This window comes from Alistipes sp. ZOR0009 (assembly GCF_000798815.1).
Lineage (GTDB): Bacteria > Bacteroidota > Bacteroidia > Bacteroidales > ZOR0009 > Acetobacteroides.
This window is the reverse complement of sequence record NZ_JTLD01000041.1, coordinates 15082-29636: the sequence shown is the minus strand read 5'-3', so window position 1 is coordinate 29636 and position 14555 is coordinate 15082. Positions and strand designations below refer to the sequence as shown.

Below are 14555 nucleotides of genomic sequence, written 5' to 3'. Positions count from 1 at the left end.
ATTATATATATATTTAAATAAACTTGATTATTAATAACAAAAAAAAGAAAACATGGGAAACTCCCCGGAAACAGGTCACACAAAGAATGTCGCCAATTTCGAAGAGCTAATAACAATCGTTAAGGGTTACGGCGACAGCTACAAACCAACAAGAAATGCTATCTCCATTATTGAACTTAATAAGGTTTTAGCAGAATCAAACAGCTCTATTAACAAGGTATCCAGCGAGCATTCGGCCTACACTATTGCTGTTGCTGTTAGAGAGTCTGAGTTTAATAAGCTTGGCAACATTATCACCCGATCGTTAAACGCACTTAAGGCGTCCGACTCATCGGCAAAGGTGGATGAAAGTGCAGCAAACATAGTTCGCAAGATTCAAGGTAAAAGGGCAACTCCTAAGAAATCGGAAGAAGAGATTCAAGCGCTTTCTGCCGAAGGTATTCATGTAAAAGAGGTATCTGCATCTCAAATGGGCTACGACAATCGGTTGGCTAACTTCTACAAGTATGTACAGCTGCTAAGCAACATTCCAGAGTATCAACCTAACGAGGAAGATTTAACGGTTAAATCCCTGTTTGAACTCCACGATAACTTAAAGGAAAAGAATAAGGCTGTTGCCAACACCGCTATTCCGTTAAGCAGCGCCCGTATAGCACGTAATGAGATTCTTTATAAGGACAACACAGGGTTGGTTGACATCAGCTTCGACGTGAAGACCTACATCAAATCAGCCTTTGGAGCTTCAAGCCCTCAGTATAAGCAGGTAAGCTCCCTAAAGTTTTCTAAGACAAGGTAAGCTTAAGTTTACTAAACCATACTTTTAGAATAAGATTTCTCATTTAACTTTTCTACAAAAGCACTTTAAGGATCCGCCAACTCTCTTTAAGAAAACGAGGCAGTCATTTAGGAAAAAAGCTAAATGATTAAGCTTTCTAACAAAGGGAAAAAGGAAAACCTTAAAGTGCTTTTGTTTTTTACCAACACCATCTTCAAAAATAGGCTCCCGCCTGATGTATTCGGCGCAACATCCGCTATATTTACAACAGCACATTGGCCATGCTACCCGCAGCAACATGGCTGACGGATGCTAGCTTATAGTATAGCAAGAAGCATAAAAAAGAAAAAGATGGCTACAGATGTAAGAAAAATCATTGACAACCTACTTGCCTTCTACGATTTTACCAACCAAACCATTATCTCGGTTGGTGCAGGCGGTGGACAGTTTATCGAGTACGGACGTCATGCAAAGTCGCTTTTCGCCGTAGATAACGATCAGGAGGCATTGGTTAGGCTCGAAGACAACCTTCAAAAATCGCAGCTCGCCCATAAGTTTACCCTCATTCATTCCGATTTCTACCAGGTTAACTTAAAGGGAGACGTCGTACTCTTCGAATTTTGCCTCCACGAAATGGAAAATCCCGAAACGGCTATTCGTCACGCAATGACGCTTGCCCCCAACGTTATAATTGCCGACCACTCCCCCTGCTCCGAATGGGCATACATCGTAGACGAGCGCGAAAAGGTAACCACCAGCACCGAAGCAATAGCCCTATTCCCTGTAAAGAAAAGCCAGCAGCACAACTCGGTTCAGCTGTTTCAAAGCTACGAAGAGCTCTTCCAGAAGGTTAGCGTTCAAGGCGAAAAAACCATCGAAAGAATAAAAGATTACAAGGAGCAGCAGGATATAACCATCCCCATGTCGTACAGCTTTACGCAGCTTTAGCGGCAGCATAGCAACCTGAAATAGCAAACAAGCGAAATGTCAATTCGTACAAAGGCGGAGCAATGTGCCAACGCCTAGCGTAACATGCTATGCTCCCACCTATAGGAGAACATGCCCCTATCCCACAACGAAAAGCCATCACACCTTCTGCTAAATTGGCACACCCGCATACCTGCAGCCAACAACAAAACAGCTAAAGCAGAGGCGTTGTGTCAGAAGAGTTGCCACTTTGTCAGCCTAAGGGCTGTTGGCACATACTTTGAGTAATAAACCCACAGAAAACAATAAAAAACTTACTATATGCAAAAAGGCAAAATTGGGGTATCAACAGAGAACATCTTCCCCATCATCAAGAAATTTCTTTACTCAGACCATGAGATCTTTTTACGCGAGCTAATTTCTAACGCCGTAGATGCCACCCAAAAAATCAAAACCCTTGCAGGTGCTAGCGAGTTTAAGGGCGAGCTGGGCGATCTAACCATTCGCGTAAATGTAGACAAGGAGAAAAAGACCATCACCATTTCTGATGCTGGTGTGGGGATGACTCAGGAAGAGGTGGAAAAGTATATCAACCAAATAGCCTTTTCGGGAGCAGAAGAGTTCGTAAATAAGTTTAAGGATCAATCGGTACAAATTATTGGTCACTTCGGGTTGGGCTTCTACTCATCATTCATGGTAAGTAAGAGCGTAGAGGTTATCTCTAAGTCGTGGAAAGACGAGCCTGCCGTTCGTTGGGAGTGCGATGGTAGCCCAGAATACCAAATCGAGGAAACCACCCGTGCTACTGGCAGAGGTACCGATATTGTACTGCACGTTGCCGACGATAGCGAGGAGTTCCTAGAGGAAAGCCGTATCAGCGCGCTACTTAACAAGTACTGCAAGTTTATGCCTATCGAGATTGCTTTTGGCAAGAAGAAGGAGTGGAAAGACGGCAAGTACGAGAATACCGAAGAGGACAACATCATCAACCAAACCAACCCTATTTGGACAAAAAAGCCAACCGAGCTAAAGGATGAGGACTACGCAGAGTTCTACAGAACCCTGTACCCAATGGCTGATGAGCCCATGTTCCACATTCACCTCAACGTCGACTACCCATTTAACCTTACCGGAATCCTTTACTTCCCAAAGATTTCGAATAACATCGACCTTCAAAAGAATAAGATACAGCTCTACAGCAATCAGGTGTTCGTTACCGATTCGGTAGAGGGCATTGTTCCAGAGTTCCTGACCCTGCTTCATGGTGTTATCGACTCTCCAGACATTCCACTTAACGTGTCTCGCAGCTACCTGCAAAGCGATTCAAATGTTAAGAAGATCTCCAACCATATTACCAAGAAGGTTGCCGATCGCCTAAACAACCTTTTCAAAAACGAGCGCGAAACTTACGAGCAGAAATGGGCAGACCTTAAGCTATTCGTGGAGTACGGAATGCTTACCGACGAAAAGTTTTACGAGAGCGCCCAAAAGTTTGTTATGTTCAAGGATGTTGATGGGAAGCACTACACCATCGAGGAGTATCGCGAGGCCATTAAGCTAGAGCAAACCGACAAAGACAATAAGGTGGTTCACATCTACAGCAACGACCCAGAGGCTCAGTATAGCTTCAACGAGGCGGCAAAAGCACATGGGTACAACGTGCTAGTAATGGACGGCCAGCTAGACAACCACTTCATCCAAATGATGGAAGGAAAGCTCGAAAACGTTCAATTCGTGCGCGTAGACTCGGATGTGGTAGACAACCTTGTACGTAAGGAGCAGAAAAAGGAATGGAAGCTCACCACCGAAGAGCAGGAAAACCTTAAGCCCGTATTCGAGGCCAACACTCCAGAGGGAGAAGCTCACTACAACGTATCATTCGAGGCGCTTAGCGAAACCGCGGCTCCAATCATCATAACCCAAAACGAGTTCATGCGCCGTATGAAGGATATGTCGCAAATGGGCGGCGGTGGCGGAATGAACTTCTACGGCAAGCTGCCAGATTCGTACACCGTTGTGGTTAATGCCAACCACCCGCTAGTGGTTGAGGTTAAGGACGAGCTCAAGAGCGAGCTTGCTGGAAAGATCGAGGAGTTCAAGTCGCAGCTTCAAACCGAGGAAACCGCTTTAGAAAACCTTAAAAAGGAAAAAGGCGACAAGAAGGATGAGGACGTACCTGCCGATCTTAAAACCAAGATTGCTGATGCAGAAGTTAAGGTAGAATCTATCCGCAAGGAGCAGGCAGATATTCTAGGACAGTGGGGTAAATCTCACAAGGCCGTACGCCAGCTTATCGACCTTGCCCTCCTTTCTAACAACATGCTAAAAGGTGAAGCGCTAAGCAACTTCGTAAAACGAAGCTTGGAGCTTATTAAAAAGTAATTTTTCATGTCTATATATAAAACCCCTCATAGCAGAGATGCTTTGGGGGTTTTTGCTTTCTATGGTCAAAAAAAAGGCCGCCACACTGGCGACCTTTACTATTTTAATCGAATGCTACAAGAATAGCCACTGCATAAGCAAGAACAGCGGAACCATAATCCCAAAAGACCATAGCATATATCCAAAGAATGATGGCATCTTAACCCCATTCTCCTCCGCAATAGCCTTAATCATCATGTTAGGCGCGTTGCCAATGTAGCTCAAAGCGCCCATAAACGAAGCACCCATGGTTATAGCCACAAGGGTCGTTGGAATATGCTCCACCATATACATATGGGGCATCATACCCGCAGCCTCGGCTGGCGCTGCAGCAATATTGAAGAAAACGAGGTAGGCAGGAGCGCTATCCAAAAAGGCAGAAAGCATCCCCGAAGCCCAATAGTAAACTCCATTGGCCGGATTACCAGCCGCATCAGTTAAGCTATGAATCAAGCTGGCCATAGCGCCAGACTCTCCCGCTCTAAGAATGGCAATTAATGGAGACATGGCTATAAATATGCAGGTAAATATCTTTCCCACCTCAACAATAGGATGCCAAGTAAAGTTATTGTACTTCCGAATATCTTTAGCGGTCACCTTTATCGAAGCCCACGTTAGGAAGCCTAGCGCAACAAGCTCAAACACCTCGCTCCAGTTAACCTCCACAGCAAATAACGTAAAGGCAATTCCAAAATCGTTGCTCGAAATAACTACAGCAGCAATAGCAAAAATTAGAAGTAGCAGGTTCAACGCTCCATCAATCCCCAACCGCGAGTAATCCACCTCATGCATATGGCTTTTTTGCTTTTTAAAGAAATAAAGATCAATCAGGTAGTATACAGCCAGCATGATCCCCGTAGTTATTAGAGTCGGTGCAAACAGGTGGGTTAACGTCCAAAAGAAGGGAATGTGGCTAATATACCCCATTAGCAAAGGTGGATTTCCAACAGGCGTTAAGGAACCGCCAATATTTCCCACAATAAAGATGAAGAAAAGGATGGTATGCACCTTGTTATGCCTGTGCTCGTTTGCCTTCAGCAACGGACGAATAAAAAGAACCGCAGCTCCAGTTGTTCCCAACCAGCTCGCCAAAATGGCACCAACCGCAAGCATAAGAGTGTTAAATTTGGGGGTTCCCTTTATAGATCCCCTAATTTTAATGCCCCCCGTAATGGTAAAGAGCGCCAGCAAAAGAAAAATAAAGGGCAAAAACTGCTCAAACATAACCTGTGCAAGGTTATGAAGCGTCACTCCCAAGCCTTTGCTAATACCAATCCCCACAATAATAATTAGCGCCCAAACAGAGCTAATCTTACCGTAGTGTTTCGACCATAAGCTAGGAGCAACTAAAGGGAAAATTGCAATTGATAGGATTATCCCCAAAAAGGGCAAGGCCCAAAACCCCGAAAGCGAGGAGCCATCTAAGGGTCCATAAAGAATTCTTTCCACTTTTACTTTTATTTAGGTGTGATTTAGGTTAAGAAAATGCTCTCGCACCTTCCATTTAGATGTATATAAAGGAGGCAGCATAAGTTATGCTGCCTCCTCTTTATGTTAGTTCGGTAATTTCCCGTTAGCCTGCTTTTGCATTAAATCGAGCAAGTTCGAATACTTCAAATTTGGCGAAATGATATTACTTAAGGTCTTGTAGTCTTCCTTTTTTAGAACCTTATGAACAGACCATAAAGCCGCTACCGATAAAATATTATCCTTATTTTCTGCAATATAAGACTTAGAGTAATCTAACATTAAACCATACTTTATCATAACTTCCTTCCTTAGCACGTCTAACTCCTCTTTGGGAAGTTTCCCTGCCCCTTCTGCCCTTACAAATTTGACGTATGCACTATCAGCATTCGCCCATAAAGCATGATATCTACTATGAAAGGCATCAAACTTATCGTTCAATGGTGTTCCTGTTATCTTATACTCATCCCACTTATCGTAGTTAATCGCAACCTTAATATCTCCCTTTTCAAGAATAAAAGGGAAGGTAGCTTCGTTCGAAAACTGAAGAAAAGCAACCTCAGTTCTTTTCACTTTCCCCAACATCGAAAATTTACCATCATGTAATAACGTACTGTCAATAGGCCTAATAGCACCATCAGCATGCATAATATTTACGAGAATGGTCGGAGGTGTTGCGGCATTGGAGATTTCTCCTTCTATCGTAAAATTAGAATGTTTACAGGCCGTGAACCCTAAAACAACAAAAAAAATAAATCCTAAACTCTTCATGATTGCACCTGTTTTAATTAACCTTTTAACATCTCAAAATTAAAATAAATAAATACCAATCAACAGGTGAGCCTACAAGTTTTAATGCTTTTATAATGTCCTATCTTTTTTATTATACTCCATCCAATAAATGTATTACTTCATCTTACTTTGGAGCTTAGGAATCAGCTCATCCTTTACCCACTTAAAGTTTGGAGCAATAGCCAGCACCTGCCTATAGGTTTGAAGAGCTGCATCGTACTGCTTCAGCTTGGTATAGCACAAACCTAGGTTCACATACGCATTAAGGTAGTTCCACGAATTTTTTGTCTCCCCCTTTTTTACAATTCCATCAATGGCCAAACGATACAGCTTCACCGCTTTTTCAGGATCTCCTCCAAATACTTTAGGGATGTAGTGCAACGCGTTAGCTTTGGCCAGTATAACCCAAGGATTCTTCGGATCTAACTCTAATGCGTGCTCCAACGCGCCATTACTCTTGGGCCCAACAAAAGGAGCCTTGTATGGGCTGATTCCAATGCTGTAGCCAAAAAAAGACGACTTTATGGCATACGCTTCGGCACTATGCGGATACTTATTTAGGTAGCGATCGAGGTAGTCAAACGCCTTTTCAAGCATATCGCTAGCCTCCTTTTTCCTATTATCGCTAATGGCAAAGGGGATATAACCATAGTGAGTGAGAATGATCTCCATCAGCAAGTCGTCATCCGCCGTCTTAACGTACTGCTTCTCCAGCGCCTTTAGCGTTTGCAGCCAGCCTTTCATATTCCCGGAGAGATAGCAACCATAAATCTGGCTACGATAGGTATCGGCTGTTTGTGCTTTTGCAAAAGAGAAAAGCATCAACAACCCAATAAGCAGCATTAAAACTTTGGATTTTACCATAGGAGTAATCTCTATTCAATTAAAAAATTCGCTCTGACATACATTCATACAAAACAATCAGAAGAACCTAAAGCCTAACATAGCTTTAAGAAATTTGTTCAGTACTCCTAAAACCGAATTTTGGGCAAATAATATTTTCATCCTACTCGTCCCAACGGCAAGGTCATATTTCGAACAGCCTTACAGCTAGTAAAGCTATATCTTAAAGGTTAGCAGTATAATGTCAAGCAAAAGCAAAAAGATAAGCTGCATTGCAAATATAGGAGTAGCCATAGAGTTGGTATACTCCAGCTTAGACCTCCTAACTAGGTTCAACAAAAGGTACGACAGCAAAAACCACGAAACGTAGTTCTGAAAAGGAACATCGTTTCGTTCAAAATGCCACATTCCCAAACGGGAGGCAGCAGGCTCCAGAAAAATATCGTAAATAACAATCAATCCTGCGGCAGCAGCCATCCGCCTATTATTAGCAGGCAACATACTGGTAGCAGCATAGGCCAGATAGATTAAAACAGCCCAATGAATTCCAACAACCAAGGGAACACCCAACACTTTAATACCAAGCGTTTCTCCATAGGTATATACGCCAAAGATTGCTCCAGTCTTAACACCAAGCATCTCCACAAACCAACCTAAAAAGGCAACCAGTAAAAAAGTAAATACGGTTCGCTTTGCTTCTCCCCTATGGTAAAAGGCAATAATCACAGCTCCTAAAAGAATAAAAAGGCTTAAGAATATAAAAATGGCTGACCTATTCATAGCAACAGGTGCTGTAATAAGTGCAATAACAGCCGGCACCGCAGCTACTACAATCAGGGGCTTTCTTATTTTTTCCAGTAGTTCCATACCATTAAAAGTTAGGTTTGCTATCCCTTAAAACTAACCTAAAGGTAAGCATATACTGCTTAACTTACGAAAGAGAAAGCTGTATTTATCCATTAAAATCCCTAGTATCCTTTACTGCTTTAAAGTAGCCTCCTTCCTGCTCCTAGCATAAAGCGAGCAAACGCTCGTCCCCAAACAGTCATAAACCCATTATAAATGCCTCTTCCAACATACGTTTCACCGCATACATACAACCATTTACCAGCTGCACACTACCCTAGCCTTTCTACTAAAATCTGCCGCCTTATATGCTGCAACCTTCTGCTCGTTTTCAAAAGAATGGCAGCCTAAGCTCTGAAACGATTTACATATCCACACATGTGCATGTACAAACAAACAATACTGATAATAAAACATATATACGAGATGGCGTATTTTGGCTTTAAACTACATTTACACTATTTAAGCTATTATCGGCTAATAGACGGCCTTGCAAAGCGCCCTAAGCTAAAATAACCTGATAAACATTTAATACTAGTTTATTAACACTACAAGCCCTATATTTGCATCCTTTAACTACACCATTTACGATTGGCTTATACTTATTACAAAAGAATACCTTTGATTGAAAAGTCCGCAACCTGATTAGGTATTGATTTGAATAAACTACGATGGATCTTAGATAGTACACGTCGAATCAACGTCAACTTATATAAAGAAATACGGCTACAGTATTAACGACAACATGCTATACCATGTATGCCGAAGGTAAATGGAGCGCAGAAGCAAGAGTATTAACAATTGCACAATTAAAGGAGTAATTAAGCAGGTTATTCAAGAAGAAAAGAAACACAGCTTTCTAGACCACTCAATCTGCTAAAATTAATGCGCCAACCATCAACAGGCACCTAAACGGGTGCCTGTTTTTTTATGATAAAATAGAAAGGCAACCTTATGGTTGCCTTCATTACCTAAGTCGATTTAAGCAGATACAACCTGCTAAAATCCAATTCAGCTTCTATTTCGTATAAAAAGTAAAACGCCCCTACATTATGGCAGGAGCGTTTTGTATATCATTAAAGATTAAGCTTCATCGTTATAGAACAGTTTGTAAAACTTCATCCCCTTTTCGTCATCATACCCCTTATCTACCAGCTCTCTATCGCCATGTATATATATATGGAAGTTCTTATCCAACTTAATGATGCTCTTAAAATGCTTTCCCATCTTTTTGGCAACATCCGAAGAAATGGTAAACTCTTCCTTCAAAGCAACCTGATTCACCGTTTGGTACTTATCCTTATACTCCCGGAATGCTTCAATAATCTCAGGCTGCTGCATAACCTCCTCTTCAAAAACAGTCTCCTCAAAAACCTCATTTTTCTTAAAGAACTCCGCGGTTTTATTAAGCATCACCACCTGATCGGCCCTGTCCACCTCATTTTCGGTATTAAAAACCTCCCTTACAAAGCCTTTACAAACCTCCATATAGCCTCTTGTCTGGTAGTAGCTATCCTCGCGCGGCTTAACCCTAAGGAAGGCCTCCTTCCAATACACCGCCTCGCTATTACGGTTGGTATTGTCTATAGCACAGACTTTATAGCCAGCCTCTCTCTCCGTGTTAAAGATCAGGCATCCCTTATCCAACTTATTAATATTTATCCCGCTCTCGCTTCCTAAATCAAGCCCTTCTGCACCTTGATTTACCTTTAAGAATATTTCCTTATTTTCCGATTTAAAGATACCAATGGCGTCACACACCTCCCCTTCGATAACGACATCCTTTACCAAGGCAACATAGAGCTCACCCTCCTTAATATTGGGGTGATCAGACATCTCGTAAAGGTGTTTGGCAATAGCTTCGCTCATAGGGAAGAATTGCGTCACGTCATCGAATATCCGCCCACAGTAGGTATAAATCTCGTTGAGGGTTACATCTGTCGGATGCGTAAAATTGAAAAACGAATCGCCCTTAAATGGAGTAAAGAAAAAGTGCATAAGCATGCCACTCAGCATTTCATCAAAGTTCTGAATTTCACGCTGGGATATTACCAGCGTCATATCCGACACGCGATTTCCAACACGATGCACAATTAATCGATCTAACGTCGATTCTGAAATTTCTATCATAAGCAGTTATTTTAGAGCGACTAGATTTGCTCCTTAAGGCATAAAGATTAACCTATCAAAGATAGCACTTTAAAAACATTTCAAAGGCACATCCCCAAGCGCCAAAAGCAACTTCACTAAAATATTCTCACAACGAATTTAACTCAGCTCCACTAAACGCTTTACCTCAATAATCGGAACGGATGTCTTTTCAGAAACCTCTTCAATGGTCATACCTTTATTGAAGAAACGCTTAACAAAGCACTCCAACGGCTCCCCTATTTCTACCAAATGCCCATCTGGGTCAAAAAAACGCACGGTTTGCTGCCCCCAACTCTCCTCGTGCATCTCATGCAAAAACCTCACCTTCGACGTCTTTAGTTTATTGAAGACTGCCTCCATATCTTCGGCCTCAAAATACAGCTCAAACCGATTCACCGTATCGTCATTTACCTTATCCTCCCCCAACGTCTGAGGGATAATATGACTAGGCTTTATCTGCCAAATGGCAAAACCCGATTTAAATATGATATTTCCTCCAAAATCAAGGTCTATTTCCTGACCCAATATATCAACATAAAAATGCCTAGAGATTTCTATATCACGCACAAATAGTGCTACTGATAGGTTTCGAAGCTTCATTTTACTGTGTTAAAATAAAAAACAATACACCAATATGTTTGACAATAACAATCCAAATATAGATAAAGCCATCACAATACTTACCAAGCTTTACTTTTTACATTCAACCAAACCTCAACTTTAGAATTAAGGTACAAGCAGAGAAGCATTGTAATATTTAACGAAGCCATCAAGCAAAAATGTATCAGAATATCGAAAAGTTTTTTGCAAAACTTAAATTGTATTTACATTTTGACTATATTGCTAACGTTATTTAACCAAACATTCAACCATGAAAGAGCGATTGTGTCTTGGCAATAAGTCCCAAACAAATGAGGCTAACAGTCTTAGAAATTCCACCAAAACCCGCCTTTCTCTTAAAAAGATACTATTCATAGCAATACCTCTACTTCTTTGCGCCTGCGGAGGAATAGAAGGAACTTGGATTATGGAAAGTAAGAATCCGACAAACAAAGGGGCAATGGCAATTATCTTTAATTCCGATGGAACATTTGCTCTAAAAACATTTCTTCCAGACAGGAAAGATCCTTCTCCAACTACCATAATAGGAGCCAACGGTCAACCGGTAACCCTAACACCTATTGATGGACAGGATATTCCAGGAACAGGAAAATGGAGGCTAACTAATACAGGCACCTACGAAACCGACGATACAAAAACTCCACACTGGTTAGATTTACTTGTAAAAAATCAAAATAGCAATCAACGCGTGGAGATGATATACAATATGCCTTCAAACGAAGTGCTACAACTGGGAATTGGCTACGGGGCACGCCCCGAAAGTTTCGAAAAATGTAGAGACTACTACCCCATGCGCCGAGCAACCTACGAAGAAAGTCAGCAAATCGCACAACAATAAACTTATTTCAGCATCATTAAGATGATGCGTCCTTGCTAAATTACAAACTGCGAAAACAGAGAGAGTAACGGTTTCCGTTTACTCTCTTTTTTTATTCCACCTTGTTAAAGATCATATAACCATTGCATAACATAACACAAATCAACGATGACGAATTTGAAAGGTTATCCGAAACATCTACTTTTACCTATCTCTAAATCCATTATCAATGAAATACACGTTTTTACTTCTTGCTGGATTGGTGTGCTTTTCGACAACAAATCAAGCTGCCGAAACCGTCACCAAGTCCGACAACCTGTTAATCCGTCAAAAACTCAACACTGGCTGGCAGTTTAAGCAAGTAGGAAAAGAAGCTTGGCATGCCGCCACCGTCCCAGGAACAGTACACACCGATCTTTTTAACAACAAGCTAATCAACGATCCATTCGCTAGCGACGAAGAAACTAGGCAACAGTGGATTGGAAATGAATCGTGGCAATACCAAACAACAATAGAGGTAGATGCAACAACCCTTAACCATGACGAGGTTGATCTTGTCTTCTACGGACTTGATACCTACGCAGAAGTTTGGCTGAATGGAACCAAAGTTCTTGATGCAAACAACATGTTTCGTACCTGGAGAATAAGTTCAAAACCATACCTCAAGGTTGGCAAAAACCAGCTTATAGTACTCCTAAAATCGGCCTATAACGAAGGGCTAAATGCTTTAAAGCAGCTGCCCATACAGCTAGTTAACGACAACGACAGGGGCGAATTTAAAACAAGCGTTTTCACACGTAAAGCGCAACACCACTACGGGTGGGATTGGGGCGCTCGATTTGTAACAGCTGGCATCTGGCGACCTGTCGAAATCGAAGCTTGGAGTAAAGCCAGAATCGAAAATATTCGCTATAGCCAACTTAATCAAAGTAAGAAGGAAGCAAATTTCAACGCTACCTTCAGCATTAACTCGACAGAAAATCAGCAGGGAACCATTACGTTGAGTGACGAAAATGGAAAAGTATTTGCCGTTAAGAAGTTAATACTAAACAAAGGAAACAATAGGCAAACCGTCCCATTCACCATATCAAATCCTAAACTATGGTGGCCCAACGGAATGGGAAAACCTAACCTTTACACCTTAAAAGCAACCCTCGCAGTTGGAAACAAAAAAACAACCGACGTTCAACAAATTGGAGTAAGAACCTTCGAGGTCATTCAATCCCCCGATAGCATTGGTCAATCCTTCTTGTTTAAAGTTAATGGCATACCAACGTTTATGAAAGGAGCCAACTATATTCCTCTTGATCACTTTCTTCCTCGCGTTGATGCCAGTCATTACAAGAAAGCCGTAGCGAAAGCAAAGGAAGCCAACATGAACATGCTTAGAATATGGGGAGGAGGTGTTTATGAAGACGACAAATTCTACGAAGAGTGTGATAAGCAAGGTATTTTGGTGTGGCAAGATTTTATGTTTGCCTGCAGCTTCTATCCCTGGGATAAAGCTTACTTTGACAATGTACAAGAAGAGGCCATCCAAAACGTTATCCGATTAAGAAATCACCCCTCTATTGCCCTTTGGTGTGGGAACAACGAAATAAGCGAAGCTTGGCATAACTGGGGCTACCAGAAAGTTTATAAATGGTCGAAGGAAGATTCGACCGCCATTTGGCATGGCTATCTAAACTTATTTGAAAAGCTACTACCTGAAGTTATTAAAAAGGAAGATGCCTCCCGTTTTTACTGGCCTTCATCGCCACAATATGGATGGGGGTCACCAAAGAGCTTAACCCATGGCGACTCGCACTATTGGGGAGTTTGGTGGGGAAAGGAACCTTTCGAAACCTACGAAAAAAAGATTCCTCGTTTTGCAAGCGAATATGGATTTCAAGCTCTTCCTAGCGCCAAAACACTAGAAGAATACATTCCTCGCTCTGAATGGAGTACCAACTCTCCCATTCTGAAGGTACATCAAAAACATTCTATTGGGTTTGATATTATTGACCTCTACCTAAAAAGGGAGCTCCCAAACCCTGGAAGTTTTGATGATCTTATCTACTTAAGCCAAATTTTACAAGGCAATGGAATTGCCTTGGCCATCGAAGCGCATCGCCGCAACATGCCACGCTGCATGGGATCCCTTTACTGGCAGTTTAACGACTGCTGGCCAGTAACCTCATGGTCGAGTATGGACTATAAGCTACGTCCTAAAGCGCTTCATTTCATGGCAAAAAAAGCGTTTGCCCCAAACCTCATCAGCAGCGACAAAAAGAAAGGAAACATCGAAATACACCTTGTTGCGGATCACACAGCCCAAACAAAAGGAGTGCTTAGTTGTAAATTGTACAACCTCTCAGGAAGTGTGCTTTGGCAATCAAGTGAGAAGATCGAGGTAAAAGACAACTCATCGACACTTGTAAAAAAGATCAGCGAAACAGCTCTTCTGCAATACGCAGACACCTCAAACCTTGTACTTGTGACCAACTTCGAAGGTGTAAAATCCTTCCACTACTTCTCCACCATTAAAAATTTGAAGCTAGAAAAACCAAAATACAGCCTGAAACTTATTAACGGAAAAAAAGGAGAAACGCTGCTCACAATCTCTGCAAAGAATCTGATGAAAAACGTTTTTATAGATTCAGCTAACTCGGAGTTAGAGCTAACCGACAACTTTTTCGATATTGAGCCAGGAGAAACAAAAACAATCTCCATTAAAAGCAGCAAAAAAATAGATATAAAGGATATAACCATTCGATCAATGTTTGATTACATGAAGTAAAACACTAATAGCACTAAAAAGAAAGCGCCGCAGAATCACGCAGATTACGGCGCTTTTTCTTTTTACACACTTTCAATATTTATCTAAACAAAACAAATTTCTTTTCATATATTTAC

General features: G+C 41.6%; 11 protein-coding genes. 5 read left to right on the top strand and 6 right to left on the bottom strand.

The window, feature by feature from the left end; genetic code table 11:
- The first annotated feature begins 52 nt into the window (after positions 1 to 52).
- The 3 genes from L990_RS19305 (at position 53) to htpG (ending at position 4084) form a co-directional block, all read left to right on the top strand.
- Positions 53 to 796: a hypothetical protein gene (locus L990_RS19305; RefSeq protein ID WP_052180978.1), complete on the top strand. Its 744-nt coding sequence runs from the start codon at positions 53 to 55 to the stop codon at positions 794 to 796.
- 330 nt (positions 797 to 1126) lie between these two features.
- Entirely contained in the window at positions 1127 to 1723 is a 597-nt protein-coding gene (locus L990_RS12245; RefSeq protein WP_197057280.1) for a class I SAM-dependent methyltransferase, read from the top strand.
- A gap of 300 nt (positions 1724 to 2023) precedes the next feature.
- Complete coding sequence (gene htpG, locus L990_RS12240; protein ID WP_047449663.1) at positions 2024 to 4084, top strand: molecular chaperone HtpG; 2061 nt, start codon at positions 2024 to 2026, stop codon at positions 4082 to 4084.
- Between the two features lie 114 nt (positions 4085 to 4198).
- Here htpG and L990_RS12235 read toward each other — a convergent pair whose 3' ends face one another.
- The 6 genes from L990_RS12235 to L990_RS12210 form a co-directional block, all read right to left on the bottom strand.
- Positions 4199 to 5572, bottom strand: coding sequence for a sodium:proton antiporter (locus L990_RS12235; RefSeq protein WP_047449660.1), 1374 nt, complete (start codon positions 5570 to 5572; stop codon positions 4199 to 4201).
- A gap of 105 nt (positions 5573 to 5677) precedes the next feature.
- Positions 5678 to 6361, bottom strand: a complete 684-nt coding sequence (locus L990_RS12230; RefSeq protein WP_047449657.1) for a DUF4369 domain-containing protein — start codon at positions 6359 to 6361, stop codon at positions 5678 to 5680.
- A 135-nt stretch (positions 6362 to 6496) separates the two neighbouring features.
- The gene (locus L990_RS19300) at positions 6497 to 7246 is read right to left on the bottom strand and encodes a tetratricopeptide repeat protein (RefSeq protein ID WP_052180977.1); all 750 of its coding nucleotides are present in this window, start codon (positions 7244 to 7246) and stop codon (positions 6497 to 6499) included.
- A gap of 195 nt (positions 7247 to 7441) precedes the next feature.
- On the bottom strand, positions 7442 to 8092 hold the full coding sequence (locus tag L990_RS12220) for a carotenoid biosynthesis protein (RefSeq protein ID WP_047449654.1): 651 nt from the start codon (positions 8090 to 8092) through the stop codon (positions 7442 to 7444).
- 1062 nt (positions 8093 to 9154) lie between these two features.
- Entirely contained in the window at positions 9155 to 10201 is a 1047-nt protein-coding gene (locus L990_RS12215) for a nucleoid-associated protein (protein WP_047449652.1), read from the bottom strand.
- A 138-nt stretch (positions 10202 to 10339) separates the two neighbouring features.
- Complete coding sequence (locus tag L990_RS12210; RefSeq protein WP_047449648.1) at positions 10340 to 10822, bottom strand: VOC family protein; 483 nt, start codon at positions 10820 to 10822, stop codon at positions 10340 to 10342.
- A gap of 271 nt (positions 10823 to 11093) precedes the next feature.
- Between L990_RS12210 and L990_RS12205 the strand changes: the two genes are divergently transcribed.
- Entirely contained in the window at positions 11094 to 11681 is a 588-nt protein-coding gene (locus L990_RS12205) for a hypothetical protein (protein ID WP_047449646.1), read from the top strand.
- Between the two features lie 208 nt (positions 11682 to 11889).
- Positions 11890 to 14439: a beta-mannosidase gene (locus tag L990_RS12200; RefSeq protein WP_047449643.1), complete on the top strand. Its 2550-nt coding sequence runs from the start codon at positions 11890 to 11892 to the stop codon at positions 14437 to 14439.
- The last annotated feature ends 116 nt before the right edge of the window (positions 14440 to 14555 follow it).